At 75.4% G+C, this 24,967-nt stretch carries 24 protein-coding genes and 1 pseudogene; 17 read left to right on the top strand and 8 right to left on the bottom strand.

Annotated elements, in window-relative coordinates:
• Nucleotides 1–347: 347 nt before the first annotated feature.
• Nucleotides 348–1,796, bottom strand: coding sequence for an amidase (locus tag ACGFXC_RS26995; protein ID WP_393716948.1), 1,449 nt, complete (start codon nt 1,794–1,796; stop codon nt 348–350).
• A 155-nt stretch (nt 1,797–1,951) separates the two neighbouring features.
• On the opposite strand from ACGFXC_RS26995, the gene ACGFXC_RS26990 reads away from it, so the two are divergent.
• The 7 genes from ACGFXC_RS26990 (at nt 1,952) to ACGFXC_RS26960 (ending at nt 8,914) form a co-directional block, all read left to right on the top strand.
• Nucleotides 1,952–2,563 carry a TetR/AcrR family transcriptional regulator gene (locus tag ACGFXC_RS26990; protein WP_393717186.1) on the top strand — a complete coding sequence of 204 codons (612 nt, stop codon included), beginning with the start codon at nt 1,952–1,954 and terminating at the stop codon, nt 2,561–2,563.
• Nucleotides 2,564–2,676: 113 nt separating this feature from the next.
• Nucleotides 2,677–3,201, top strand: a complete 525-nt coding sequence (locus ACGFXC_RS26985) for an EF-hand domain-containing protein (RefSeq protein ID WP_393716947.1) — start codon at nt 2,677–2,679, stop codon at nt 3,199–3,201.
• Nucleotides 3,202–3,748: 547 nt separating this feature from the next.
• A complete protein-coding gene (locus ACGFXC_RS26980; protein ID WP_393716945.1) occupies nt 3,749–4,192 on the top strand; it encodes a luciferase family protein in 444 nt (147 codons plus the stop codon).
• A gap of 137 nt (nt 4,193–4,329) precedes the next feature.
• Nucleotides 4,330–4,797 (top strand): FG-GAP repeat domain-containing protein, encoded by a 468-nt coding sequence (locus ACGFXC_RS26975; RefSeq protein WP_393716943.1) that lies wholly within the window; start codon nt 4,330–4,332, stop codon nt 4,795–4,797.
• Between the two features lie 214 nt (nt 4,798–5,011).
• A complete protein-coding gene (locus tag ACGFXC_RS26970) occupies nt 5,012–5,671 on the top strand; it encodes a hypothetical protein (protein ID WP_393716942.1) in 660 nt (219 codons plus the stop codon).
• 49 nt (nt 5,672–5,720) lie between these two features.
• A complete protein-coding gene (locus tag ACGFXC_RS26965; protein ID WP_393716940.1) occupies nt 5,721–7,880 on the top strand; it encodes a HEAT repeat domain-containing protein in 2,160 nt (719 codons plus the stop codon).
• 107 nt (nt 7,881–7,987) lie between these two features.
• On the top strand, nt 7,988–8,914 hold the full coding sequence (locus ACGFXC_RS26960; protein WP_393716938.1) for a CDP-diacylglycerol diphosphatase: 927 nt from the start codon (nt 7,988–7,990) through the stop codon (nt 8,912–8,914).
• 67 nt (nt 8,915–8,981) lie between these two features.
• On the opposite strand, the gene ACGFXC_RS26955 is transcribed toward ACGFXC_RS26960, so the two are convergent.
• Entirely contained in the window at nt 8,982–10,772 is a 1,791-nt protein-coding gene (locus tag ACGFXC_RS26955) for a putative Ig domain-containing protein (RefSeq protein ID WP_393716936.1), read from the bottom strand.
• Nucleotides 10,773–11,079: 307 nt separating this feature from the next.
• On the opposite strand from ACGFXC_RS26955, the gene ACGFXC_RS26950 reads away from it, so the two are divergent.
• From ACGFXC_RS26950 to ACGFXC_RS26935, 4 genes are all read left to right on the top strand, one after another.
• Nucleotides 11,080–14,196: a LuxR C-terminal-related transcriptional regulator gene (locus tag ACGFXC_RS26950; RefSeq protein WP_393716934.1), complete on the top strand. Its 3,117-nt coding sequence runs from the start codon at nt 11,080–11,082 to the stop codon at nt 14,194–14,196.
• A gap of 225 nt (nt 14,197–14,421) precedes the next feature.
• Nucleotides 14,422–15,690 (top strand): YhgE/Pip domain-containing protein, encoded by a 1,269-nt coding sequence (locus ACGFXC_RS26945; RefSeq protein ID WP_393716932.1) that lies wholly within the window; start codon nt 14,422–14,424, stop codon nt 15,688–15,690.
• A gap of 93 nt (nt 15,691–15,783) precedes the next feature.
• Nucleotides 15,784–16,212 carry an SRPBCC family protein gene (locus ACGFXC_RS26940; protein WP_393716930.1) on the top strand — a complete coding sequence of 143 codons (429 nt, stop codon included), beginning with the start codon at nt 15,784–15,786 and terminating at the stop codon, nt 16,210–16,212.
• Between the two features lie 145 nt (nt 16,213–16,357).
• Nucleotides 16,358–16,690: a UBP-type zinc finger domain-containing protein gene (locus ACGFXC_RS26935; protein WP_393717184.1), complete on the top strand. Its 333-nt coding sequence runs from the start codon at nt 16,358–16,360 to the stop codon at nt 16,688–16,690.
• Nucleotides 16,691–16,724: 34 nt separating this feature from the next.
• Here ACGFXC_RS26935 and ACGFXC_RS26930 read toward each other — a convergent pair whose 3' ends face one another.
• Nucleotides 16,725–17,180 carry an SRPBCC family protein gene (locus tag ACGFXC_RS26930; protein WP_393716928.1) on the bottom strand — a complete coding sequence of 152 codons (456 nt, stop codon included), beginning with the start codon at nt 17,178–17,180 and terminating at the stop codon, nt 16,725–16,727.
• Between the two features lie 185 nt (nt 17,181–17,365).
• Here ACGFXC_RS26930 and ACGFXC_RS26925 point away from each other — a divergent pair, with 185 nt between their 5' ends.
• A complete protein-coding gene (locus tag ACGFXC_RS26925; protein ID WP_393716927.1) occupies nt 17,366–17,752 on the top strand; it encodes a DUF1330 domain-containing protein in 387 nt (128 codons plus the stop codon).
• Between the two features lie 170 nt (nt 17,753–17,922).
• A complete protein-coding gene (locus ACGFXC_RS26920; protein WP_393716925.1) occupies nt 17,923–18,357 on the top strand; it encodes a restriction endonuclease in 435 nt (144 codons plus the stop codon).
• A 265-nt stretch (nt 18,358–18,622) separates the two neighbouring features.
• Here ACGFXC_RS26920 and ACGFXC_RS26915 read toward each other — a convergent pair.
• Together ACGFXC_RS26915 and ACGFXC_RS26910 are read right to left on the bottom strand one after the other, a co-directional pair.
• Nucleotides 18,623–18,746: pseudogene (locus ACGFXC_RS26915) on the bottom strand (ClpX C4-type zinc finger protein); the annotation flags it as partial.
• A gap of 89 nt (nt 18,747–18,835) precedes the next feature.
• Entirely contained in the window at nt 18,836–19,276 is a 441-nt protein-coding gene (locus tag ACGFXC_RS26910; RefSeq protein ID WP_393716923.1) for an SsgA family sporulation/cell division regulator, read from the bottom strand.
• A 203-nt stretch (nt 19,277–19,479) separates the two neighbouring features.
• Between ACGFXC_RS26910 and ACGFXC_RS26905 the strand changes: the two genes are divergently transcribed.
• Together ACGFXC_RS26905 and ACGFXC_RS26900 are read left to right on the top strand one after the other, a co-directional pair.
• Nucleotides 19,480–19,704 (top strand): hypothetical protein, encoded by a 225-nt coding sequence (locus tag ACGFXC_RS26905; RefSeq protein ID WP_393716921.1) that lies wholly within the window; start codon nt 19,480–19,482, stop codon nt 19,702–19,704.
• Between the two features lie 41 nt (nt 19,705–19,745).
• Nucleotides 19,746–20,171, top strand: coding sequence for an ankyrin repeat domain-containing protein (locus ACGFXC_RS26900; protein WP_393716919.1), 426 nt, complete (start codon nt 19,746–19,748; stop codon nt 20,169–20,171).
• A gap of 44 nt (nt 20,172–20,215) precedes the next feature.
• Here ACGFXC_RS26900 and ACGFXC_RS26895 read toward each other — a convergent pair whose 3' ends face one another.
• Together ACGFXC_RS26895 and ACGFXC_RS26890 are read right to left on the bottom strand one after the other, a co-directional pair.
• Nucleotides 20,216–20,869, bottom strand: coding sequence for a hypothetical protein (locus tag ACGFXC_RS26895; protein WP_393716917.1), 654 nt, complete (start codon nt 20,867–20,869; stop codon nt 20,216–20,218).
• A gap of 521 nt (nt 20,870–21,390) precedes the next feature.
• Nucleotides 21,391–22,164 carry a glycosyltransferase family 2 protein gene (locus ACGFXC_RS26890; protein WP_393716916.1) on the bottom strand — a complete coding sequence of 258 codons (774 nt, stop codon included), beginning with the start codon at nt 22,162–22,164 and terminating at the stop codon, nt 21,391–21,393.
• 289 nt (nt 22,165–22,453) lie between these two features.
• Here ACGFXC_RS26890 and ACGFXC_RS26885 point away from each other — a divergent pair, with 289 nt between their 5' ends.
• Entirely contained in the window at nt 22,454–23,026 is a 573-nt protein-coding gene (locus tag ACGFXC_RS26885; RefSeq protein ID WP_393716915.1) for a dihydrofolate reductase family protein, read from the top strand.
• Nucleotides 23,027–23,059: 33 nt separating this feature from the next.
• Here the strand turns inward: ACGFXC_RS26885 and ACGFXC_RS26880 are convergent, their stop codons facing one another.
• The gene (locus ACGFXC_RS26880) at nt 23,060–23,530 is read right to left on the bottom strand and encodes a hypothetical protein (protein WP_393716913.1); all 471 of its coding nucleotides are present in this window, start codon (nt 23,528–23,530) and stop codon (nt 23,060–23,062) included.
• Nucleotides 23,531–23,778: 248 nt separating this feature from the next.
• Between ACGFXC_RS26880 and ACGFXC_RS26875 the strand changes: the two genes are divergently transcribed.
• On the top strand, nt 23,779–24,732 hold the full coding sequence (locus ACGFXC_RS26875) for an alpha/beta hydrolase (protein WP_393716911.1): 954 nt from the start codon (nt 23,779–23,781) through the stop codon (nt 24,730–24,732).
• Nucleotides 24,733–24,967 lie beyond the last annotated feature (235 nt).

Below are 24,967 nucleotides of genomic sequence, written 5' to 3'. Positions count from 1 at the left end.
GGCCATGGGCTGTGGCCTCCCCCGAGCCCTTCCTCGACCTGCGCCTGCCGGGCATCCGCCCCCATGCCGTGGCGGTGGCGCTCACCTTCGCGGTGCAGGCCGCCCAGCTGATCGTGCCGGTGCACGGCACGCCGTTCCTGCGGCAGGCCGTGCACCGGCCGCTCCTGGCCACCGGCTTCTGCCTGCTGCCCCTGGTCGTCACCCTGACGGCGGGCACGCTCCTGTCCGGGTGCCTGCTGGACCGCCTCCAGTCGGTCCGGGTGCCCGTCCTGTCCGGGGCGCCGCGGGCTGACCCCTCCCGGGTGCGCCCGGACGCGACGGCGGCGGCGGGGCGGGGGAGCGGCCCGTCAGGCGCCGTGGTGGCCCGCCCAGACGGCCGGGGTCCGGCCCGCCCAGGGAGCGGCCCGCTCCAGCTGCCCGGCGAGGCGGAAGAGGAGGTCCTCGCGCCCGTAACCGGCGGCGAACTGGATGCCGACGGGGAGACCGGTGGCGGGGTCGCTCTCCAGGGGGACGGACATGGCGGGGGTGCCGGCGACGTTGAACGCGGCGGTGAAGGGCGAGCGGTGGAAGACCCGCTCGATCCAGGCCGGACCGCCGGCGTCCGTCAGACCCTCGGCGTACGTGCCCAGGGGGACGGGCGGTTCGGGCAGGGTCGGGGTGAGCAGCAGGTCGTAGGCGGCGAAGTACCGGCCGATCGCGCGCGCGACGCCGTTGCGCAGGGCGAGCGCGCCGACGAACTGGGTTCCGCTGACATGCCGTCCGTAGGCGTACGCGGCCAGTACCTCCGGTTCGAGGGTCGCGGGGCCGACGGGGCGTCCGGAGGCCGCGGCGAGGCCGTCGATCCAGGTCACCAGGTTGGTCGTCCACAGGCGGGCGTTGGCCAGGACGAAGTCCTCCCAGCCGGCCCCGAGGTCCACCCGGACCTCTTCGACCCGGTGCCCGAGGGATTCGGCGAGCCGGGCCGCGCGCAGGGTGGCGTCGACGATGGCGCCGTCGACCGTCCGGCCGCCCCACGGCCGGGTGAGGAGGCCTATCCGGAGGCTGCCGGGAGAGCGGGTCACCTCCTGCACGTAGGGCCGCTCCGGCCGCTGCGCGGCGTAGGGGTCACCGGTCTCGGGGCCCTGGACGAGGTCCAGCAGGACGGCGCTGTCGCGCACCGAGCGGCTGAGGGCGCCGTGGACGGCGAGCCCGTTGAAGACCTCGTCCGCGTCGGGGCCCATGGACACCCGGCCGCGGGTCGGCTTCAGCCCGAACAGGCCGTTGGAGGCGGCGGGGACGCGGATGGACCCGGCGGCGTCGGTGGCGTGCGCGATCGGGACGATGCCCGCGGCGACGGCGGCTCCCGAGCCGCCGCTGGAGCCGCCGGGAGTGCGGGCCGGGTCCCAGGGATTGCGGGTGGGCCCGTACAGCACCCCTTCCGTGGTGGTGCTGTAGGCGAACTCGGGGGTCGCCGTACGTCCGAGGGTCACCAGCCCGGCGCGACGGAAACGGGCCATGAGCGCGGAATCGGCTCCGGCGACGTTGCCCGCGGCGAGGCGGCTGCCCAGCTCCACCCGCTTGCCGGCCATCGTGATGGCGAGGTCCTTGATCAGGAACGGCACCCCGGCAAGGGGCGCACTGCCCGGGACGGGCGCGTCCTCGGCGGGCCAGGTCTCGACCACGGCATTGATCCGCGGGTTCACCGCGTCGCACGCCAGCCGGGCGGCCGAGGCGAGTTCCGCGGGCGTCACCTCACCGCGGGCGACCAGGCGGGCCAGGCCGACGCCGTCGTGGGCCGTGTACTCGGAAAGCTTCATGGACGTCCTTGCGGGAGGCGGGGCGATACCGTTGGGTCCCACACGATACCGATCGGTATCGTGTGGGACCGATGGGTACCGTAACATCGCTCCCGGGGCGGCGCCAACGCCCCATCGGATCGGCGCGGGACGGGGTGCGGAGGGTGGAAACGGGCATGGAGCGGGCCGGCAGGCAGAGCAGGGTGGCCAAGCTGCCGCCGCGGGAGCGGATCCTCGACGCGGCGGAGGAGCTCTTCGCGCGCGAAGGGATCAAGGGGGTCGGCGTCCAGGCGATCGCCGACCGGGCCTCGACCACCAAGATGGCGCTGTACCGCCACTTCGCGACGAAGGACGTGCTGGTGGAGGAATGGCTGCGGATCGTCGCGGCCGACTACGCCGCCGTCTTCGACCGGCTGGAGGCCGCGCACCCCGACGACCCCCGGGCGCAGATCCTGGGCGCGGCCCGGTTCATCGCCGACGGACTGCCCGAAATCTCCCACCGGGGCTGCCCGTTCATCAACTCCATCGCGGAACTGCCCGACCGCGGCCATCCGGCGCGCCGGCTCATTGAAACCCACAAGGCCGGCCAGCTGCGCCGGCTCACCGGCCTGTGCCTCCGGGCGGGCCTGGCCGATCCGGACGAAGCCGCCGTGGAGATCACCTTCCTCCTCGAAGGGGCCCAGGTGAGCGCGCAGAACGGAAGCGTCGGGCAGGCGGGTGAGCGGCTGATGCGGATCGTGGAGGCCCTCCTCGACCGCCGCGCGGCCCCCCGGGCGGACGCCCCGTAGATCCCGTCTTCACGCATACGCACATGGCGGGACATCTCCTGGTTCATCCGGATCGTGCGGATCCTTCGGTAGGTTGGCGGTTGCGAACCCACGGGCACCCAGGAGGAATTGCCGTGACCGACTCACCGCAGCACCTGATCTTCGCCATGCTCGACGTCGACGGCGACGGCGCGATCACCCACGCGGAATACCTCGCACGGGTCGACCGCGTGGCCGCCGCCGTCGGGCGCGACGCCGCCCACCCGGTCGTCGCCGCGTCGCACGACGCGCACGACGCGGTCTTCCGGGACATGGACGCCGACCGGGACGGGCGCGTGACGTTCGAGGAGTACCGCACCTGGGTGGGACACGACGCCTTCGAACGCTTCTGCCGGCGCGCTCTGGGCTCCCTGTTCGACATCGCCGACCTCGACGCCGACGGGCGGCTGGACCGGGCCGGGTTCGTCCGCCTGCGCACGGCGGCGGGCAACGGCGAATCCGGCGTGGACGAGGCGTTCGACGCCCTCGACGCCGACCGGGACGGCCTGGTCGACCGCGACGCCTACCTGAGCGGCATCCGGGACTTCGTCACCACGGGCACCTCGCCCATGGCCGCGGCCTACGGCGCCGGGCGGACGGGTCTGCCCGCCGTCACCTGAGCCGGTGACCGGGCGGCCGCGACGGCGGGCCGGGTCCGGGGCGGGCCGTAGGCGGCCCCGGGGGAGGGAAGCCGCCTACGGTCACCCAGCGGCGGCCGTGGCCCGTCTGCGGAGGCGCACGACCGTCGTGGCGCGTATGTCCCCGACGGAGCGCGCCAAACCCCCGGCCGGCTCAGGTGGTTGTCGTCGCGGGTGCCGGCGGTGCACGGGGACCGGCCCCGCAGCCCCGAGGGGTCGCTCGGGGCTGCGGGGGCGGGCGTCCGCCGTGCGGCCGGATGGGCCTGGAGGCGGAGCCCGGGCCGTGGATGTGGGCCCCGGCCCCTCCACGATGGCTGCCCGGCGCCGGCGCGCGCTGGTGCCGGGGGCCGGAATTCCGGGCCCGGATTCGTCGCCACCGACGAGCCGCCGCCCCGGGGCGCCGGCGCAGGGCCGCGGCGGCGCCCGACCGGCCCTCCACCGGGGCGAGAGGCCGGGCTGCACATGATGCGGCTCCGCTGCCCCTTCACGCCGCAGCCGGCCCTCCGGCCGGCCGGAGAGGAACACCGCCATGCTCACGCTGACTCCCCGTACCGGTGCGGCTCCGCGGGTCTTCGGGCCGGCGCCGCACGGTCAGGGTTCGCAGATCTCTCCGATCATGCTCCAGGAGGAGCTGTGGGAGCGGATGCGGGCGTTGCCGTACGTGTACATGTCGCCCACGCTGGTTTCGGTGCCGCACGCCCGGGCGCTGTTCCTGCCGGAGGGTGTCGGTACGGGTCCGGCGGCGGCCTTCCAGCGGGGCCGTGAGTGGGCGCACATCCATCCGCATCACGACGGTTCGCTGCACCTGACGCTCCCGGCGCGGGTGGAGGCCGAGGTCATCGACGCGGGCTGGGGCGTGCACCATCCGGCCCAGGACGTGACGCTGGTCTACGGCCCCCGCAGCGCGGCGGAACTGGAGACCGTCTGGAAGATCGTCCAGCGCTCGTACCGGTACGCCACCGGAGCCGAATAGCCGCGTACGGGCCGGCCCGGCCGGCGTTCCGGTCCGGCCGGGGCATCGAGGCCGCGACGGGCAAGCTGTGGCTCTACCCGGGCACCGCGGGCGGTGGCCTCGGCGGCCGCGTCCAGATCGGTTCGGGCTGGGGCGGCATGACGGCGCTCACCGCGGGCGACTTCACCGGCGACGGCAAGACCGACCTGATCGCGCTGGAGAAGTCCACCGCCACCCTCCAGCTCTACCCCGGCAGCGGAACCACCGCGGGCACGGACACCCTCGGCCACCGCATCCGGATCGGCACGAACTGGTCGGGCCTGCGCGACCTCACCGCCCTCGACGTCAACCAGGACGCCAAGCCCGACCTGCTGGCCGTCGACCCCGCGGGCACCCTGTGGGCCTACCCCGGCACGGCCACCGGCGCCCTCGGCGACCGCGTACGGATCGGCACCGGCTGGAACGCCATGGCCGAACTGGCCGCCCCCGGCGACCTGAACTCCGACGGTAAGCCCGACCTCGTCGCCGTCGACCACGACGGCACCCTGTGGGCCTACCCCGGCACCGGCACCCTGAACGGCGCCGCGACCCTGGGCCCCCGTACGCGGACCGGCACGAACTGGTAGCCGCGCGGCCGCCCCTGGCCGGGGGGGCGGCCGTCACGCGTGCGGAACGTCGCCACAGGGTGAACGCCGGTTTCGGAATCTCCGGTTCCGGGGACGGGTGTCCCGCACCGCCGTGCCGGTCCCCGCACCGCGACGGCTCCCCCCACGACAGCTGAGGCAGCGCATGGGTTGGAAAGGCACACGTCGGACGGCCACCTCGGCCGCTCTCGCCGCAGTGGTCGCCCTCGTCCTGGCGGCTCCGCTCCCGGTGGCCGCCGCGCCCCGGACCGCCGCCGCGCGGCAGGAGACCACCACCCCCGGCACCCCGACCGCCCCCACGCCCCCTCCGCCCCGGCTGCCCCGCGACTTCCACGGCACGGGCAAGTGGATCGTCCGCGACCTGGACATCACGGTGCCGTTCACCTGGGACGGGCGGGACGGCGACAGCCAGATGACCGCGGGCGGCCCGCAGTACCCGATCTGGTTCACCAACCTGATCCACCACGGCACGCTCTACACGCTGACGTACAAATGGCCCGGCCTGACCGAGCACCCCTGCTCACGCATCCCGGGCTTCAGCCTGGAGGACCTGAACCGGGGGCTCGAAGGGTCCCGGTTCGTGGGCCGGGAGACCCTGCGGCGCACCCCGCAACGGCAGGTGAACCACTGGCGGGTGGGCGTGGTCCTCCCGCAGCTGCCCCCCGGCAATCACCCCCGCCTGCCCCTCGCCCTGGGCGACGTCTACGTCGACGAGAACGACCGCGGCACCTTCTGGCAGGTGCTCCAGTTCGGCGTCCAGAACCTCTACGACCCCGAGCTGGACGAGTGGCTGGTCATGGACACCTTCGAGCACCGCCCCGGCACCGTCACCCTCCCCCACCGCTGCACCCCCTGACCCGCCCGCCCGCGCCGGGGTGTCGGACCCGGCCGGCAGCATGCACCGCATGGATCCCGTACACCCGCTCGACGGCCTGGACGACCGCCCGTGGAGCTCCTCCTCCCATGCCTACGGCAGCGCGGAGGACGTCCCCGGCCTGCTGCGGGCGCTGACCGGTACCGACGCGGACGCGGCGGACGGGGCGCTGTCCGAGCTGTACGGATGCGTCCTCCATCAGGGATCGGTCTACGCCGCCAGTGCGGAGGCGGCCCCGTTCCTCGCCAGGATCGCGGCGGCCGGCCACCACACGGCCGACGTGCTGGGGCTGCTCGGGGGCCTGGCCGGAAGCGAGGACGAGTACGGCACGGCACCGGGCGCGGTACGGGAGGCCGTGGCGCACCAGCTGCCGCTGCTCCTGCCGTTGCTGCGGGCACCGGAGCCGGCGGTCCGCCGGACCGCCGCCTGGGCGCTCTCCCACACCCGCGCGACCGGGAGCGTGCTGCCCGCGCTGCGCGCGCGGTGGGCGGACGAAGCCGAACCAGGCGTCCGCGCGGAAGTCCTGGCCGGGCTGGCCCGGCTCGATCCGCAGGGCGGCTCGGCGGCGGCCGCCGGCGTCCTCGACCCGGCCCAGCCCGCCGAGGTGCGCCTCGCCGCCGTCTTCGCCCACCTCGACGCGGGCACCCCGTGGACCGGCGCCCTGCACACCACGATGCTGTCCCTGCTCCCCGTCGACGCCCTGCGCTCCGACCTCGACCTCGACCGCGGCGAGCCGCTGGCCGCCGTCGTGGAGGCGCTCCTGGGCCGCGGCCGGCAGCCGGACCGCGAGGCGGCGTTCGCCCTGGCCGAAGCGGCCCTGTACGACGACCGGGCCGCGGTGCGGGCCGAAGGGCTCTGGGCGGCCGACCGGGCGTGCGCGCTCTCCCGCAGCGCCCCGGCGCGGCTGGTGCGGAGCCTGGCCGCGGCGGCGGCCGTCGACGAGGAGGCGACGGTCGGCACGGCGTCCCTCCTCGGCCGACTGGGCGGCGTCGCGGCGCCGGCCGCGGACGCCCTCGCCGGGCTCGCCGGCCGTGACCCCGACCGGGACGACGACCACGCGGACCGTGCCCTGGCCGCGCTCGTCCTCGTGGCGCCCGCACGGGCCGTCCCGTACCTGACCGCCGGTCTCGGGCGGCGCCCCCGGGCCCTCGACGCCGCCGCCGGACTCCGCAGCCCCGCGGACTCCCCCTTTCCGTATGACCCCGGCCTGCTCGACGCGGTCCGGGACCGCCTCTCCCGCCCCGAGGCCCTGACCGGCAACGAACCGTGGCAGCTGGCGAAGCTGCTGGCCGGCTGGGGCGCCGACGCCGTCCCGGCGCTGCCCCGGCTGTGCACGGCGCTCCCGCACTTTCCGGGCCCGGCCGCCCCGGTCATCGCCGCCCTCGCCGCCCACTGCGCTCCGGCCGAACGCTCCCGGGCCGTCGCCGCGCTGCGGGCGACGGCCGCGCAGGGAGATCTCTGCGCGGCGAAGGCCCTGGACGACCTCGCCGACGACGCCGCACCCCTGCTGCACTGCCTCGAACGGGAACTCCGGCGCGGCGGCCGCGATCTGAGAGCGGCCCTCGCCGCCACCGCCGCGCTCGGCCCCCGGGGAGCGGTACTGGCGCCGGTCCTGCGGGAGGTGCTCGCCGGTCACGACGGCGGGGGCCCGCCCGCACCGGACACCGCCACGGCTCTCGCCGAGGCCCTGTGGCGCGTCACCGGGCGGGCGGACGAGGCGCTCCCCGTACTGGACGCGGTCTTCGCGCGCGCCGAAGGCGACCCCTGGTTCCGGTGGCCGGTGGTACGGGCGGCCCGTACGGCGGCCCTCCTGGGCCAGGCGGGGCGCCCGCTCGTCCCCCGCCTGGAAGCCGCCCTGGAGGATCCGGCGCGGGCGGCGGCCGCCGTGGTGGCCCTCGCGGCCGTGGCGGACCCCGCCGCGCCGGACCGGGCCGCGCTCGTCGGTGCGGCCCTGCGGTCGGCCGCACCGGACGCCGATCCGACGGGTGCCTGCGACGCCCTGGAAGCCCTCGGTGCCCCCGCCCTGACGGGCGACCACCTGCGCCGGATCGCCGCCCTGGCCGACGGCGACGCCCGCGCGATCCGCTCGGGGGTCGAAGACGCCGTCATCCGCCGCGACGAAGCCCTCCGCATCCGCGCCCGCGCCCTCCTCCCCGCGCCACCGGGCGGCGGGCCGTCCCGTCCGGCGTAATACCCGGCGGTCCGCCTCTCGCCTGCCGGGAAAAGGGCGGGCCACGGCCTAGCTTGTGTGCGGTCCGGATCACCGCAGCAGCGGCCGTCGACCATCGGAGCTCGCACATGAATGCCACCGGCAACACGAACGGCATGCCCAGGCGCCGGTTCGTCGCGCTTTCCGGCGCCCTGGGCGCGGGAGCCCTGCTGACCGGCGCGGGCGGGTCAGCTGCCGCGGCCGCGGGTACGGGACCCGTCCCCGGGGATCCGGAGTGCTGTCCCTGCCCCACGGATCCGAACCCGCCCGGCGGCGCACCGAGCCCCTGTCCGCCGTCCCAGCTCCAGCCGCTCTGCGGCAGTCCCGCCGACACCGACCCGCTGTGGCGGGACGTCCAGTACTGCACGCAGGGGATCGTGCCGCCGAGCGGCCAGAAGCCGGACTGCCTCAAGACGACCCCCAACCACGTGGTGCTGCACGGCAGGCCCGAAACCCCGCACAACTACCTGCTGGTGCCGACGTGCCGGATCACGGGCATCGAGTGCCCGTTCCTCCTGACGTCCGGCGTCGCGAACTACTGGCACGAGGCGTGGGAGGACGCCCGCCGCGGCGGGGACGTCCCCGTGCAGTACCCCGACATCGGGCTGGGCATCAACTCGATGGGCGCCCGGCGCCTCCAGCAGTTGCACATCCACATGGCCGGAGTCCGGCCGGGCACGCAACGGCGCCTGCAGGAGCTGGAGTCCTCGGGGCGCGTCGCCCCCCAGCCGGCGCAATGGGGCGACACCCAGTACCGGGCGCCCGTGACGGGAGCGGACGGATCGGGCGACCGCACGTACCGGATCCTCAGGCTGGGCGCCCTCACGCCGAACCTCTTCGCGCTGCTGAACGTGAACGTGGTGCGGCGGTTCGGGCTGGACATGGCCGGCCAGACCCTGATCGTGGTGCCGAAGATGACGGCGACCGGCTTCGCCGGCACCTTCTACGTCCTCAACAGCGACAGCTCGCTCCCCTCCGGGACGAACACCTGCGACCACCTGCTCGTCTACAACTGACCCCCGGCGGAACGGATCCGTCGTCTCCGGCCCCCCGACCGGAGACGACGGATCCGCGTGCGGGGCGTCAGGACCAGACGGTGAAGGTGGTCGTGACGGTGGACTTCCTGCCCGAGGCGTCCGTGACGGTCAGCGTGGCGTTGCGGAAGCCCCAGGCCGTCGCGGTGCCCGAGACCACACCGGTCGACCTGTCGATGGTGAGCCCGGCGGGCAGGCCGGTCGCGCCGAAGGCGTACGGCTTCGTCCCGCCCGTGGCCTGGAGGCGGAGGCTGTACGGGCGGCCGACGTAGGCGCTCTGGGCGCCCGGGTCGCTCAGGACCGGGGCGCCGGTGCCGGGGAGGGTCACCGTCCAACTGAAGGTGGTGCTGCCCTGCTTGCCGGCGGCGTCGGTGGCGGTGAGGGTGACGGACGACGTTCCGGCGGCGGTCGGGGTGCCGGAGACGGTGCCGGTGGCCGACGCGACGGCGAGCCCGGCGGGCAGGCCGGTGGCGGTCCAGGTGTAGGGGGCGGTGCCGCCCTCGGCGGAGTTCTTCAGCTCCACGGGGGTTCCGGTGACGCCGCTCTGCGCGGAGACGGCGGCCACGGTTACGGCGCCCGGCTGCGGGGCGGTGGTCACCAGCGAGGCCCCGAACCTGGTCAGCGCCTCGTTGACGGGCTGGAAGATGGTGAACTTCTCACCGCTGCCGCTGCTGCAGGTGGCGCTGCCGCCGCCCGAATGCAGTCCGACGGCCTTGCCGCCGGACGCGGTGACGTAGCTGCCGCCCGAGTCGCCGCCCGCCGAGCAGGCGCTGGAGTAGGAGAGCCCGTCGATGACCACGTTGCCGTAGTCCACGCTCTGGTTGACCTTCGTGACCTCGCCGCACTGCAGGCCCGTGGTCTGCCCGGAGTGGCAGACGGCCGTGCCGACGACGGCCTCGGCGGATCCGGTGACGGTGACGTCGCCCTTGCCCCAGCCCGCGACCGTGGGGGCCAGGCTCCAGGCGGCCTGGTCGACGTCCACGATGCCCATGTCCCCCTCCCGGGCGTTGACGCTGCCCGCGCCGCCCCTGTTGGACGTGCCGACGCGGCTGCCGTCCTTGCCGTAGGCGGGCTGGTCCGCGTCGTTGGTGCAGTGACCGGCCGTCAGGAACGCCTTGCCGCCCCCGCTGGTACGGGTGACGGGGAAGCCGATGGAACAGGGGCTCTCGCTGCCCGGTATCCACTTCTCCCCGCCGATGACGCTGCCGCCCTGCTGTCGGGGCACGTCCCGCGATTCCACGACCCGTACGAGGTCCGCGAGGCCGGCCGCCGAGGCCAGGCGGGCGCGGAACGCGGTGGTCGCGGCGGTGGAGCGGGACGGGTCGACGGTGACCTCGATCCCGTCGGCGCGGGCGTCCGGACCCCAGGACACGACGCCGGGCACGCCGGAGGCCCAGCGGCCCACGGTGCCCGCGGCCTCCTCCAGCCGGGCGCGCGGGGCGCGGGCCCGGTGCGGGACCGCTCCGGCGGCGCGGACGGCGGCGGCCTCGGCGGAGTCCGCCGAGCCCGTCACGGCGGCGTGCAGACGCCCGTCGGAGGCGTCGAACCAGAGCCCCGCGATCCGGTCGCCGACGGCGGCCCGTACGGCGGTCGCGGCGCGGGCGGCCTCGGTCTCCCGGGCGATCCGGTCGCGGACCTGGGCGGCGGACAGGCCGAGATCGCGGCGCAGCGCGTCCTGCACGTCCTGCGGCGTGGTGGTGGCGGCGGTGGACGGTGCGGACGGTGCGGACGGGCCGTTCGGCGAGGGGACACCGGCCCGGGCGGCGGGCACGGCGAGGGTGGCGAGGGCCGCGAAGGCCACGAGGCCGGTCAGCACCGGCCGGTTGACGGAACTGCGCATGGGGTGGGGGCCTTCCATGGAGGAGAGCGGGCGGATGACGGTGCGTCATCCGCGGTCCGTGCGGCGGTCCTTCCCACAGGGGTGCGCGGGACGGCGGGCACGGCGGCCGGGGCGGGGCCGGGGTGGGGCCGGGTCCCGGGGAGGTCCACAGCGTCCCGGCCCGGCGCTCCCGCCGGTATCCGGGAAAACCCCCGCGCCGACGGGCGATCGCGGGTGGGGCCGGGGGTGTGGGGGAAAACCCTTGTCCCCGGCCGGCCTGCGGTCACCACCGTTGCCCGGGCGCGCGCGCCCGCCTACGGTGCGCGGTGTGAACGCGTGGACGGACGGTACGGGCGAGGGGTACGGGGCCGACGCGGACCGGCCGCCCCCGCCGTTCCGCGACGCCGTCCGGCTGCTGGAGCGGCACGGCCGGCTGGCCGTGAGCGGGCCGTGGGGCGCGGGCAAGAGCGCCCTCCTGGACGCCCTGTCGGCGGCGGCCGCGCCGTGGCGGTGCCTGCGCATCCGTACGCAGCCGGGCGACGAGCACGTACCGTTCGCCGCCGTCGCCCAGCTGCTCGCCGCGCCGCCGTCCGGGCCGGCCGGGGCCGACGCGGCCCACGCGGCCCGAGCGGCAACCCTGCTGACCCTCCTCACCACCCGCCCGGCCCGGGTCCCGGCCCCGGCCTCCGGCTCGGGTCCCGCACCGGGCCCCCTCCTCGTGCCGCCGCCTGCGGCGGGTGCTTCGGACGGTGACGCGGCGGCGGGCCCCGGCTCCCCGGCGGGCGGAGGGGCCGGGCACGCTCCGGCCGGCCGGCCGGCGGGCGGGCCCGGGTGGGTGGGGCCGCGCGGGGAGGGGGGTCGTACGGACGCGGATGCCCGTGGGGGGTGTTCGGAACGGCCCGCTCCGGAGGATGACGGCCTCGGCGGTACCCACCCGGACCCGTCCGCCGCCCCGCAGCTCGGAGTGCGGATGGCGCTGGTGGCGCTGCTGGGAGCGGGGGAGCCCGTACTGCTCCTCGTCGACGGGGCCCAGTGGCTGGACCCGGCCAGCGCCGACGCGCTCGGGTACGCCCTGCGCGCCCTGCCCGCCGACCGGTTGGCGGCGGCGTGCGCCGAGCGGACCACCGGACACCCCGCCGCGGCGGCCGCCCTGCTCGGCGGGCACCCGCCGCTGCTGCCCGTGCCCCGGGCGGACCTCACCGAGACGGCCGCCGCCCTCGGCCGGGCGGGGCTTCCCGCCCGCTGGGCGGCGCCGGTACGGGAGTACACCGGCGGTCACCGGGCCCTCCTCGACGCCTGCTGCGCGGCCCTGCGCCGCGCCGCCTCCGACGCCCACGGCGGCCCGCTCTGGCCCCGGGAGGTGCGGGAGCTGGCCGGGGCCTGGCTGGCCACCGTCCCCGCCGAGGTGCGCGACACCCTCCGGGTCGCCGCGCTGGCCCGCCACCCGGACGTCGATCTGCTGCGCGCGGCCGGACGCCCGGACGCCGAGGACCACGTCGAACGGGCCGTCCGCGTCGGGCTGCTGACCGCAGGTGCCCCCGGCACCCCCGCAACCCCCGCCACCGCCCTCGGCCCCGACGCGGTGGCGCCGGCCCCGGCCCGGTTCGCCGCGCGGGCCCTCGCCGAGGCCGCGGCGGAGGCCGGCACCGCCCGGCAGCGCCGCCGGATCCACCGGGCCCTCGCCGCAGCGGTGCACGACCCCGTCCAGCGGGCCCGGCACCGGGCCCTCGCCCAGGACGGCGCCGACCGGGCCCTCGCGGAGGACACCGCGCGGGCCGCCGCCGTCGCCCGGGAGGCCGGGGACCGTCTCGCGGCCGCCGAACTGGAGCTCCTCGCCGCCCGGCTGACCCCCGCCGACCGCCCCGGGCCGCGGCTGGAGCGGCTCGCCGCGGCCGCCCGGGACGCGGCGGCCGCCGGACGGGCCGACCTCGCCCGCCAGGCGTCCGACCTGATCGCGGCGGCGGGCGGCAGCGCCGCGCAGCGGGTGCACGCCCTGCTGGCCGTGGTGGACGCGCACGGCCAGGACACGGGCGCCATGGCGCCCCTCCTCGCCTCGGCCCACCGGCGGGCGGCCGGGGACCCGGCGCTGCTCGCCGCCGTCGAACTGCGCGCGGCCGTACGGGCCAACATCACCGGCGGCGAGGCGGCGGCGGCCCTGCGGCACGCGGGCGCCGCCGCCCGACTGGCCCGCGACGGCGGGGACGTCCCCCTCGAAGCGGCCGCGCTGACGATGCGCGCCCGCATGGAACGGGTCCTGGGCCGCCTCGACGCCGCACCGGTCACCCTGGCCCGCGCCCTCTCCCTGGCCGTGCCCCCGCCACGCCTCGGCATCCGCAACAGCCCCGAGTACCTGGCCGCCCGGCACGCGGTCTTCGACGGCCGCCTCGCCCAGGCCCGCCACATGCTGACCGGACTGCTCCCGGCCGCCGAGGCCGCCGGAGAGGCCGAGGACCTGGTCGACGTGTGGCGGAGCATGGCCGAGGCGGACGCGGGGCTGGGGGACTGCGCGCGGGCCCTGCACTGGTCGGCGCGCGCCGTCGCCCTCACCGCGGCGGCGGGCCTGTCGCCCGGCCCGGCCTGGTACACGGCCGCGCTGGCGCACAGCTGCGGCGGAGCCTTCCCCGACGCGCTGCGGTACGCGGAGCAGGGCGTACGGGCCTCGCGCGAGGAGCGGGACTCCCTGCACGTGGCGCGGGGCCTGTGGGTGCTCGGCGCGGTCCGCCTGCACACGGGCGAGGTGGAGCGGGCCGCGGCGGCGCTGGCCGAGGTGGCCGACCTGGAGGACCGGGAGGGGGCCGCGGACCCCGGGATCCTGCGCTGGCAGGGCGACGCCGTGGAGGCCTTCGCCGCGTCCGGGGAGCGGGAGCGGGCGCGGGCCCTGCTGGAGCGGATGCGCGAACGGGTCGGTCCGGGACCGGGGCACGCGGGGCTGCGGGCCGCGCTGACCCGGGCCCGGGCGGTCTGCCGGCACCTGGAGGGCGCCGACGACGAGGCGGCGGAGCTGCTGCGCGACGCGGCGCGGACCTTCGCGGGGCTCGGGTTGCCGGTCGAGGAGGGCCGGACCCGGCTGGCGCTCGGCCGGCTGGAGCGGGGCCGGCGCCGCCGCGCGGCGGCCCGCGCGTCCTGGGAGGCGGCCCTGGAGGTGTTCGAGGAGTCGGGGGCCCGCCCCTGGAGCGAGCTGACCCGGGAACACCTGGCCCGCCTGACGGGCCTGCGCCCCGACCCCGCGGCCCCGCCCCCCGGGTCCGCCCCCGGCGGCCCGGTCGCCCGGCTGACCGGGCACGAACTGCGGCTGGCGGCCCTGGTGTCCGGGGGCGCCACGAACCGGGAGGCCGCGCAGCGGATGTTCCTGTCGGTGAAGACGGTGGAGACGATGCTCAGCCGCGTCTACCGCAAGCTCGGCATCCGCTCGCGCACCCAACTGGCCGCAGCCCTCGCCCCGTAAGCCCCGCCCGGCCCCGCGCCGCCCGGCTCCGCCCCTAGTGCAACGGAGTGGCGGAGGCCCGCGTACGGCGCGGCTTCTCCCGCCGCGCACCGCCTCCTGATGTTCCGTGAGGCCGACGGGGCGTCACACGCCCCCGCCACGCGCCCCGTCACCACCCCGCCCCCGCCCCGCCACCCCCAGTGCCCGAGCCCGGCCCTCCCCGCCGCCGGGAACCTACGGAGAGCGATGTCCCAGCCCGCCGCCCCCGAAGCCCGCGCCGCGACGCTCCTGCGCCGGCCCCGACTGTGGCTGGTCCCCACGGTCCTCGCCGGACTGCTGGCCCTGCTGCTGTCCCTGCTCTACATGGGCGGCATCGTCAACCCCAACGCGGAGCTCCGCAACCTGCCCATCGCCCTCGTCGACGACGACATCGGCAAGCCGCTCCCCGGACAGCAGCGGAACCTGGGATCCCAGCTCACCACCGCCATCGCGTCCGACCCCGCCGGCGGCAAGGCCCAATGGCGCACGCTGACCCGCGCCCAGGCCCAGGACCAGCTCGACTCCGGCAAGGTGTACGGCGCGCTCGTCGTCCCGGCCGGGTTCACGGACTCCGTCGCCGCGCTGGCGACGTCCGGCGCCACACAGCAGCCGACGCTCCTCGTGCTGACCAACCCCGGCAAGGGGAGCCTCGGTTCCTCCCTCGCCGGCCAGATCACCAACCGGGCGGCCCACGCCGCGTCCCTGAGCGTCGGCCGGCAGCTCGCCGCGTCCGCGGCCGCCGCGACGAGCCCCACCGCCAAGCTCCTGCTCGCCGACCCGCTGCGCATCGTCACCCAGGTCGGCCACCCCATCGGCCCCCGCAGCGGCCTCGGACTGACCGCCTTCTACTACACCCTGCTCCTCGTCCTGGCGGGATTCATGGGCGGCAACGTCATCAGCAACGGCGTCGACACCGCCCTCGGTTACGCCGACAACGAGATCGGCCCCTGGCACACCCGCCGCCCCACCGTGGCGATCAACCGGACCCAGACGCTGCTGCTCAAGATGGCGATGACCGCCGGGATCACGCTCCTCACCACCACCCTGGTGATGGTGGCCTGCGTCGCCGTCCTGGGCATGGACGCGACCAGGCTGCCCCTGCTGTGGGTCTACTCCTACTGCGCGGCCCTCGCCGTCGGCCTGGGCGTGCAGGCCATCAACGCCGCGTTCGGCGGAATCGGCCAGCTGGTCTCCATGTTCGTCTTCATCGTGCTGGGCCTGCCGTCCTCGGGAGCCACCGTCCCGCTCCAGGCCGTCCCCGGCTTCTACCGCTTCCTGTCCCACTTCGAGCCCATGCGCCAGCTCAGCGACGGGGTGCGCGCCATCCTCTACTTCGACGCCCGCGGCGACGCCGGGCTGACCCGCTCCTGGATCATGATCGCGGTCGGCGTCGTCCTCGCCCTCGTCTTCGGTTTCGCCATGACCGCGTACTACGACCGCAAGGGCCACAAACGCCTCACCCCGCAGCCCGTCTGACCACCCCGTCCGCGGTGAAACGTGATCCGCTGGGTAACGGCGGGACACGACATCAGGCAGGTTCACGCAGGAGACGGACAGAGGGAGGGACCCATGGCGTCCTCATTGCTCGAAGCGGTCGACATCAAGGCACCGGTGGCGGTGAGCTGGGCCCTGTGGCAGGACGTGGAGCGCTGGCCCGCTTTCCTCAGCCACGTCAAGCACGTCGACCGGATCGACGCCTCGACGTTCGCCTGGCAGGTGGCCCTGCCGGGTGCGAACAAGGGCTTCGTGGCCGAACTCGTCGAGGTGATCCCCCAGGAGCGCATCGCCTGGCGCACGATCGAGGGGGTCCACCACGCGGGCGTCGTCACCTTCCACCGCCTGAGCGACACCGAGAGCCGGGTGACGCTCCAGATCGAGTACGAACCCGAGGGCTTCATCGAGCACCTGGGCGCGCTGACGAACCTCGACTCGACGCTGGCCAACTACGACCTGGGCGAGTTCCAGCGGGTGGCCGAGGCCGAGGCCTCCCACCAGTAGGGCCCGGTCGCGGCGTCCGGCCGGGCGTACGCTGGAAGCGCGTGCCGCGATCCGTGCGCACGCGCTTCCAGCCGTCCCGTCCGCGCGGGGGCCGCACGCGGACGCGATCCCGGAGGTGGCCGTGGACCGGCTGAACGAGTGGGCCGTGGCGCCGGACGGCGGACGTCCCGAGGGCCGCACCTGCACCCACGCCGCGGAGCCGGCGCCGGAGCCGGATCGGCCGACGCCCGGGCCCACAGCGGGGGAGGGCTGTCCGGACTGCCGTGCGCGGGGGTGGCGATGGGTGCGCCTGCGCCGCTGTCTGACCTGCGGGTACGTGGGGTGCTGCGACAGCTCCCGGGGCCGTCACGCGTACGGCCACCACGCCGCCACCGGCCATCCCCTCGTCGTTTCGCTCGCCCCGGACGAGGACTGGGCCTGGTGCTACGCCGACGAAGTCTTCCTGGTCAGGGTCCCGCACCGGCCGCGACCCTCCTGAGCGGGCGCCTGAGCGGGCGCCCGAGCGCCGCGCCTCACCGGCCCGCGGCCGCGGCTGCGGCGGCAGCCGGCAGCCGCTCGGCGACCTTGTCCGCGAGCCCTTCGAACTCCTTGCGCAGGAACGGCTCGGCGAACCGGGCGAGGCCCTTGAACCGCAGCGAGGCGGTGTAGGTCATGCGGGTGGCGTCGGGCGACGCGGCTTCGAAGCGCATGTCGTCGGTGGCGGTCACGGTCTTGTTCTCCCCGACGAACACGAGCCGTTGCGGCTCTCGGGACGCGAGCCGGTACTCCAGCCGCGTGGTACGCCCGCGGAAGCGCGAGGTGTTGCGCCAGCGGGCGCCCGGCCGCACCGGCCCCTCGCCGATCCGGTCGCACCGCAGGGTCCCCGGATCCCACTGCGCGGCGTGCCCGAAGTCCTCCAGGTAGGTGACCAGGACGCCGAGCGGAACCCCGACGAGGAAACCGCGCTCCACCGTGATCACCGTGCCCACACCTCCACATCCCGGAGCCCGGCCCGCCGCCGCGCCCCTCACCCCCTCTTCGCCCCCGGACCCCCCACCGGATGCGCCCCCGGCGACGGCTCGGCCATTACCTCCGGGGTCATCGACCCGGGCCGCCGCTCCCGGCTACGTTCGCGTGCGTTCCCGTCGGATCCCCGCAACGAAGGAGCCCCGCCGTGTCCGCCTACGGTTTCGCCCACCTCCGCAGCCGCCGCGACCACCCCGACGTCATCGCGTACCTGGAGCGCATCCAGGCCACCCTCGACCCCTTCGACGGCCGCTTCGTCGTCCACGGGCCACCGACCGAGGTGGTGGAGGGGACATGGCCCGGCAGCATGGTGCTGATCGAGTTCCCCGGCCTGGCCGAGGCCCGGGCCTGGTACGACTCCCCGGCCTACCGGGCCATCCTGCACCTGCGCACCGACCACATCGAGGGCGACCTGCTGCTGATCGAGGGCGTCGGACCGGGCTACGACCCGGCCGAGCGGGCCCGTACGCTCCGGACGGGGACGGGGACGGGGACGGGGACGGGGACGGGGACGGTGGCCCGGCCGACCGCGTAACGCGGCGCGGCGCGCGGTGCCCGGAACGGCCGCCGACCGGCCGGGGCGAGCACGGAGAGGGCCGCTCCGTCAGGAAGATGCGTGGACTGCCACCATCGGGCCCCCGACCTCCGGACAATGACCGGTGGCCCGGCGCACCCGCCCGCCACCGCATCACCGGAAAGGCCACGATGAACGTCCACTTCGTCCTGCACGCCCCCCACGCCGCCACCGCCCCCCACGCCGACCGATCCGTCGATCCGGAGGAGTTCCCGCTGGACCGCGCCGCCCACGAGGCCCTGGCGGACGCCGTTCTCGGCGACGCCCCGGACCCGCGCGCCGATCCCCAGCTCGTCGCCCTGCAACTCGCCGGTGCCGCGCGGGTCATCGCGGAGGACCTGCGCCGCGCCGCCGACCGGTTACCGCCCCACCACGGCCTCCGTGCGCTGACCGACATGCTCCTGGAGGCGACGGCCCGGGCGACGGCGCCGCGGCCCCCCGCCGACGCGGCACGCTGCGCCCGTGACCTCGCCCGCCTCGTGCGGGCGCTCTACGCGCGCCTGGACCGCCTCGCCACCGCCGTGCCCGCGCCCGTGCCCGCGCCGGTGGCGAGGGCCGTCGGCTGAGCCCCCACGGGGCCGCTCTACTCCTCCCCGGAGAAACGTTCCCACGCAGCCTGCCGGGAGGTTCCGAGGGCCTGCCCGATGGCGGCCCAGGTGACCTTCCTGCGCCGCAGTTCCTGCACCCAGGAGCGGAGGTTCGCCTCGACCTGCTCGGCCGCCACCGCGACGCGCGGGATGTGGTCGAGCATCTCCTGATCGGTGAGCGAGCCCCAGATCGGCGTCGGCACGACGGCCGGCTTGCCCAGGTGCTCGGCGACGACGGAGTGGGCCAGGTCCACGCACTCGTCGCAGATGTGGACACCGGGGCCGGCGACGAGCTTCTTCACGGCCGCGCCCGGTTTGCCGCAGAACGAGCACTGCGGGTCGAGCGGGTCGGTGTGCGCCACGGTCATGGGGGCCTCCGTCGTCAGGCTGTCCTTGACGCCAGCGTACGGTCGTCAAGGATCCCCTGACAAGTGACCGGTGGCGGCACGGCCACGGCTCAGTGGCCCGCGAGGAGCAGCTCGATCGGCCTCCAGTCCAGGTGGTCCTCCTCGCTGTCCGCGGGCACGAGGGCGTACGTGGTGTCCAGCCAGGCGAGGAGCCGCGTGCGGTCCAGCGCCAGGAGCGCGTGGGTGTGCTGCGGCCCCAGCCGCAGCCAGACCTGCGGCTGGGACTCCGTACCGTCCGCGGGCCACACGAGTACGTCGCCGCCCCCCGAGGCGCTCCGCGTCCCGGCGGCCAGCAGGTCCCGCCCCAGGTCCCAGACGACGTCGTCGTTCTGCGGACAGTGGAACGCGGCCCGCACGCGCAGGGGATCGGACCGCCGGTAGCCGAAGGTCACCGGGACGAGGAGGGGAGTCTCGCAGTGGGGGAGGTACTGGCGGGCGACGGTGGACCAGCGGGCGTCGTGACGGGCGGAGCGGGAGGGGTCGGTCTCCACAGATGATGTCCTCGAAAAAGTGCGGACCAGGGGCGGCGTGCGTGCCGCGCATACCCCTGAACCGCCGCCCGACGCGGCGCACATGTGCGCCGGACGGGTGAAACCCGGGCCGGCGGACCCCGTCCCCGTATGACATTCGTACGCGAGGAGAGGGGATGCGCGGCCCTGCCGGACCGTGGGACGCCCTTCCTAGACTTCCCGTCATGAATACCTCACACGACAACGGGCGCGGTGGCGACGACTGGGAAGGCGTCGTCACCGGGCTGTCCCGCGGCATGCTCGACGGCTCGAACATGTACCACTTCGTCGAGGTCCGCCTCGCGGACGGCGCCTGCCTGAAGGTCCGGATCGGCCGCCGCCTCTGGAAGTCGCTGAAGACCGGCGACCGCGTCGCGAAGCGCGCGGGCGCCGACCCGGCCAAGGCCTGACCCCCGCCCCGCCGGCGCGGCCGTGTTTATGATCGGCCGCCATGAACAGACGACGCCGGAAGAAGACGTCCGGACGGCTGGTCCGGGCCGCCCGCAAGGGAGACCTCCCCGTCCTGCGGGCCCTGCTGCGGCGGGGCGTGGCGGTCGACGCGCGCGACTCCTGCGCGACCACGGCGCTCTACGCGGCCTCCGTGCACGGCTGCGCCCCGGCCGTCCGCGTGCTGCTGGCGGCGGGGGCGCAGCCGTCGCTGGAGAGCGGCGGAGGCGACGAGGGGACACCGCTGTGCGCCGCCGCGGCCTGGGGATACGCGGACGTGGTGCGGGAGCTGCTGCGGTCCGGGGCGGACGCGCGACAGCGCGAGGACGCGGGCACCGGCCTCTCCCCCCTGGAATGGGCCGAGAAGTCGGGCCACGCGGAGGTCGCCACCCTGCTGCGCGCGGCGTCCGGCGCGGCCGCGGAGCCCTGACTCCGGCCGGCCGCCGGGGCCCCGCCCCCGCCCCGCCCCCGAGGTCAGCCGACGATGGAGAAGAAGATCGAGCCGTCCTCGGCCCACCACCAGGCGCCCTCGCCGTCCTTCCACTCCGAGGACCAGCTGTCCAGCGCCGTGATCAGCTCCTCCAGGTCGTACCGGAGGTCGCTGTCGATCCGCTCCAGCACCGCCCGGTACGCCTCCACCGCCGCTCCGGCCGTCGCCAGCGGCCAGCACCCGATCTCGGGCGAACCGTCCACCGGGTGGGGAATGCGGAACGCGATCTCATCGGGCGGACCGCTGTAGACGTACTGGAAGGGCAGCAGTTCCGCCGGAACGCCTGCCGCCCGCAGCGCCTTGTCCAGGGCCGAGAAGAAGGTGCTGGGGCTGCGGTAACTCCCCAGCGTGTCGGGGTCGCTCGCGTTGTGGTCGATGACGATCTGCAGCGCCGCGTAGTAGGCGCAGCCCGCGTACGCGGCGTCGGAGCCGGCCCGGCCGGCGATCAGCTCCTCCAGCGCGTCGCCCACGGACAGCCCCCAGTCCACGTCCTGGGCGTCGAGCTCGTCCTGGCGTTCGACGGCCCGCCTGCGCATTCCGGCCAGCCGCCGCACCTCGTCCTCGCTGAGGTCACGGGCGGGCAGGAAGCGCGCCACCGCCCCGCGGTTGGCCATGCTGTAGTTCACGATCTTGCTCATGGGGTCATGCTGCCAAAGGCCTCTGACAACGGCGTCCTGCGCCCCGGCGAGAGGGCCGCCACCGCCACGAGACGGGGCCCGAGTCCGGTCCGCGCCTGGTGCGCCCGGTGTGCCTGGCGCCGGGCGCTGTGCACGCTCCGCCGGGACAGGCAGAGTTCACCGGCGGGCACGTGGCAGGTGGGGCAGCGTTCGGCGAACGCCCCGTGCCGGAAACGGCGGTGCGTCTCGTAGGCCGCGTCCAGGGCCGCTTCGATGGCACGGGGCCGCGGCGGAGGGGCTATCGAGGTTGCCTGCGTCGGCGGAACCGTGCTGGTGCTCACGGAGGGGCATCTCCTTGTGCAGAAGCGAGGCGGGAGCCCGTGCCCCCACCTCATGTACGTCGAACACGAGTGTCTCGTGACGCTGCTTCCGTTTACCCAGGTCAGCGCGCTGGAAGCGCGAGGACGCCCAGCGAAATCCGAGCACGGACGCCCGGCTGCCCACAACTCCCGGGGCCCCCGCGCGGATCCGGAGGAGACGGCCTAGATGCGCGAGTTGCGCAGCGACTGCCATACGGCGCCCGCCAGCGCCCGGGTCGCCCTCGGGACCGACAGGTGCTCGTGTTCGCGGTACAGGGCCCAGTTGTACTGCACGAGCGAGGCCTTGTTGGAGGACAGCGATCCCGCCTGGTGGGCCCGGTACACCGCGAGGGGCTCGGTCAGGCCCCGGGCGTCGGCGCCGTCCCGCATGATCGACAGCCAGAGGGCGTAGTCCTGGCGCTTGCGCATGTCCGGCATCAGCCGCGTGCCCAGGGCATTGCGGTCGTACATGGCGGTGAGGGCGCCGATGTGGTCGCGGACCAGCATCGCCCGGTAGTCCACGTGCTCCCGGGCCCGGACCACGCGTCCGTTCGGGACCCAGTCGGTGCTCTCGCCGTCGTAGTCGGCGTCCATCTTGTAGTACGAGGTGAACGTCAGCGGCGCGGTGCCCCGCGCGGCGAAGGCGAGCTGCTTCTCGGTCTTCTCGGGCAGCCACATGTCATCGCTGTCGAGGAAGGCGATGTAGTCCCCGCGGGCCCGCTCCATCGCGAGGTTGCGGGCCCGGCCCGCACCGCCCTGTTCGGGGGCCCGCCGGGGCAGGACGCGCTCGTCCTGCCGGGCGAGCTCCGCGAGCAGGTCCATGGAGCCGTCGGAGGACTGGTCGTCGGTGATCAGCAGCTCCACGTCGCCGTGGGTCTGCGTGAGCACCGACCGGACGGCGGTGCCGAGGGTCGCCGCCGAGTTGTACACGGGCATCACGACAGACACCAGGGGCACAGCGTTTCTCCTTGCCGGATCAGGAACGATGGTCCATTCAAGCACCGCAACCGAGCAGGAGCTGCCACGCACGTCGTTGTCGCAGGTCAGCGGGCTGCATGCGGAGCTGCATGCGCGGCTGCATGTGCCGCTGCACGCGCAACCGCACGGGCCGCTGGTGCGACCCCCGGCCCTGGCACCGACACTTGCCGTACCCGCACCGATGATTTCCCGCATGATCATCAGTCATAGACGTGGCCGGCCGGACCGAACCGCCGGGCAACCGATACGAGACACCGGGGATCCTGTGATGCGCACCCTCATCAGCACCGCTTTCATCTCGCTCGACGGCGTCGTGGAGGCCCCGGGCGGCGAGCCCGGATACCGGAACTCCGGGTGGACCTTCAAGGACGTCGAGTTCCTTCCCGAGGCGTTCGAGATCAAGGGCCGCGAGCAGCAGGAGGCCGCCGCCATGCTGCTGGGCCGGACCAGTTACGAGGCCTTCAGCCCGGTGTGGCCCGACATGGCGGAGTTCGCCGACTACAAGGTGATGCCGAAGTACGTCGTCTCCACCACCCTCACCGAGGACGCTCTGGTGCCGAACTGGGGCCCGACCTCGATCCTGCGCTCGCTCGACGAGATCGCCGCGCTCAAGGAGACCGAGGGCGGCCCGATCATCGTCCACGGCAGCGCCGCCCTGAACCAGGCCCTCTCGGACGCCGGCCTGATCGACCGCTACCACCTGCTCGTCTTCCCCCTGCTGCTCGGCGCGGGCAAGCGGCTGTTCAGCACGACGGACAAGGACGCGCAGAAGCTGAAGCTGGTGGAGCACGAGGCGTACGCCAACGGCGTGCAGAAGAACGTGTTCGACGTCGTCCGCTGACGCGCCCTCCCCGCGTCGGGCGACGCCCCCCGGTCAGCGGTGACCCGGACGCAGCAGCGCGGCGGCCGCGGTGATGAACGCGACGGCCTCCTCCTTCGCGGTGTGCCGCCGCGCGTCCAGCTCGGCCCGGTCGGCGGCCCCGCGCAGTCCGTACGTGGCGTCCGCGGCCCGCTGGGCGGAGCCGGCCAGTTCGGGGACCAGGACCTGGAGGCGGATGTGGGGCGCTGTGACGGCCGCCCGCGTGTCGTGGGACCTCGTCTGCGCCTCCATCTGGTGCTCGGTCCCCGCCCCGGTCAGGGTGAGGCGCTCCCGGTGGAAGATCGCCGAGCGGTGCGCGTCCAGCGCGGCCGCGAAGTCGGTGACGGCGTTCAGCTGGTCCCGGCGGTGGCCGTCGGCGCGTTCCTCGGTGCGCGCGGTGCGTGCCGAACGGTGCTGGAGGAGACCGGCGGCCAGGGCGCCGGCGAGGGTACCGAGCACGGCGACGATCGAAGGCCATAGGGACATCGGGTCAGGTCCTTTCGAAGAGTTAGGGCCGGTGGCGTGCCCGGGATCCCCGGGCCCCGGGCCATGATCACGTGCCCGGGGCGGTCCGGTACGCGAAACTGCCGAACGCGCGTCCCGCTGGCGCGCCTCACCGGCGGCGCCGCGCCGACGGTCATCCTGGGAGGCCCGCGCGGTCCCCTCCGGCACACGCCGCCGAAGCCGGCCCCGCCCCGTACCCGGCCCCACCGCACGACGCAGAAGGAGTCCGCATGCCGCACCCACCGGTACTCGAAGCCGCCGCCCGGGCCTTCGCCGACGCCACCGCGAAGCCGCCCTTCCTCTACGAGATCCCCGTCGCCGACGGCCGCAAGGCCCTGGACGACGTCCAGCGCGGCGACGGCGTCGCGCTGCCTCCCGTGGACGAGAAGTGGACCGTGGTACCGGGCGGCCCCACCGGAGAGATCCGCACCCGCATCGTCCGCCCGCGCGGAGCCACAGCCGCGCTGCCCGTCGTCCTCTACATCCACGGCGCGGGCTGGGTGTTCGGCAACGCCCACACCCACGACCGCCTCGTGCGCGAACTCGCCGTCGGCGCGCACGCCGCCGTCGTCTTCCCCGAGTACGACCTCTCGCCCGAAGCCCGCTACCCGACCGCCATCGAGCAGAACTACGCCGTCGCCCGGTGGATCACCGAGGACGGGGCCGCCCACGGCCTCGACCCCGCCCGGATCGCCGTCGCGGGCGACTCGGTCGGCGGCAACATGAGCGCCGCCCTGACCCTGATGGCCAAGGAACGCGGCGACGTCCGCCTGGCCGCGCAGGTGCTCTTCTACCCCGTCACCGACGCCTCCTTCGACACCGGCTCCTACGGGGACTTCGCCGAGGGCTACCACCTGCGCCGCGACGCCATGCGCTGGTTCTGGGACCAGTACACGAGCGACCCGGCCGAGCGCGCGCAGGTCACCGCCTCCCCGCTGCGCGCCACCACCGAACAGCTCACCGGCCTGCCGCCCGCGCTCGTCATCACGGCCGAGGCGGACGTCCTGCGCGACGAGGGCGAGGCCTACGCCGCCCGCCTGCGGGAGGCCGGCGTCCCGGTGACGGCGCTGCGCGCCCTGGGCACCATCCACGACTTCGCCATGCTCGACGCCCTCCGCGACACCCGAGCCGCCCGCCTGGCGGTGCGGCTGGCCGTCGACACCCTGCGGGAAGCCCTGAGGTAGGTCCCCTCCCGGCCGCCGGCGGTGTCGGTGCCGATGACAGGATGCCGTCACCATGACCTCCCATCGCGAAGTCGTGGACGCGCATCGAGAACTGGCTGGCCGAACACGCCCCCACGACCCGGGCCGCACTGGCTCCGCCGGCGACCCCGGAGGACATCGCCGTCCTCGAACGCGTGGTCGGCCGACCGCTGCTGAAACCCCTGGTGGCATCGCTGACGCGGCACGACGGCGTCCT

It is taken from the genome of Streptomyces sp. NPDC048507, from assembly GCF_043199995.1.
Lineage (GTDB): Bacteria > Actinomycetota > Actinomycetes > Streptomycetales > Streptomycetaceae > Streptomyces.
Note: the sequence above shows the minus strand (reverse complement) of the source record. Positions and strands in the feature narration are given on the sequence as shown.

Coding starts and splice junctions, on each gene's coding strand:
- ACGFXC_RS26990 (WP_393717186.1), top strand. CDS start 1,952: ATGGAGCGGGCCGGCAGGCAGAGCAGGGTGGCCAAGCTGCCGCCGCGG.
- ACGFXC_RS26920 (WP_393716925.1), top strand. CDS start 17,923: ATGAACGTCCACTTCGTCCTGCACGCCCCCCACGCCGCCACCGCCCCC.
- ACGFXC_RS26875 (WP_393716911.1), top strand. CDS start 23,779: ATGCCGCACCCACCGGTACTCGAAGCCGCCGCCCGGGCCTTCGCCGAC.
- ACGFXC_RS26960 (WP_393716938.1), top strand. CDS start 7,988: ATGAATGCCACCGGCAACACGAACGGCATGCCCAGGCGCCGGTTCGTC.
- ACGFXC_RS26975 (WP_393716943.1), top strand. CDS start 4,330: ATGACGGCGCTCACCGCGGGCGACTTCACCGGCGACGGCAAGACCGAC.
- ACGFXC_RS26900 (WP_393716919.1), top strand. CDS start 19,746: ATGAACAGACGACGCCGGAAGAAGACGTCCGGACGGCTGGTCCGGGCC.
- ACGFXC_RS26965 (WP_393716940.1), top strand. CDS start 5,721: ATGGATCCCGTACACCCGCTCGACGGCCTGGACGACCGCCCGTGGAGC.
- ACGFXC_RS26980 (WP_393716945.1), top strand. CDS start 3,749: ATGCTCACGCTGACTCCCCGTACCGGTGCGGCTCCGCGGGTCTTCGGG.
- ACGFXC_RS26955 (WP_393716936.1), bottom strand. CDS start 10,772: ATGCGCAGTTCCGTCAACCGGCCGGTGCTGACCGGCCTCGTGGCCTTC.
- ACGFXC_RS26945 (WP_393716932.1), top strand. CDS start 14,422: ATGTCCCAGCCCGCCGCCCCCGAAGCCCGCGCCGCGACGCTCCTGCGC.
- ACGFXC_RS26905 (WP_393716921.1), top strand. CDS start 19,480: ATGAATACCTCACACGACAACGGGCGCGGTGGCGACGACTGGGAAGGC.
- ACGFXC_RS26995 (WP_393716948.1), bottom strand. CDS start 1,796: ATGAAGCTTTCCGAGTACACGGCCCACGACGGCGTCGGCCTGGCCCGC.
- ACGFXC_RS26880 (WP_393716913.1), bottom strand. CDS start 23,530: ATGTCCCTATGGCCTTCGATCGTCGCCGTGCTCGGTACCCTCGCCGGC.
- ACGFXC_RS26940 (WP_393716930.1), top strand. CDS start 15,784: ATGGCGTCCTCATTGCTCGAAGCGGTCGACATCAAGGCACCGGTGGCG.
- ACGFXC_RS26885 (WP_393716915.1), top strand. CDS start 22,454: ATGCGCACCCTCATCAGCACCGCTTTCATCTCGCTCGACGGCGTCGTG.
- ACGFXC_RS26895 (WP_393716917.1), bottom strand. CDS start 20,869: ATGAGCAAGATCGTGAACTACAGCATGGCCAACCGCGGGGCGGTGGCG.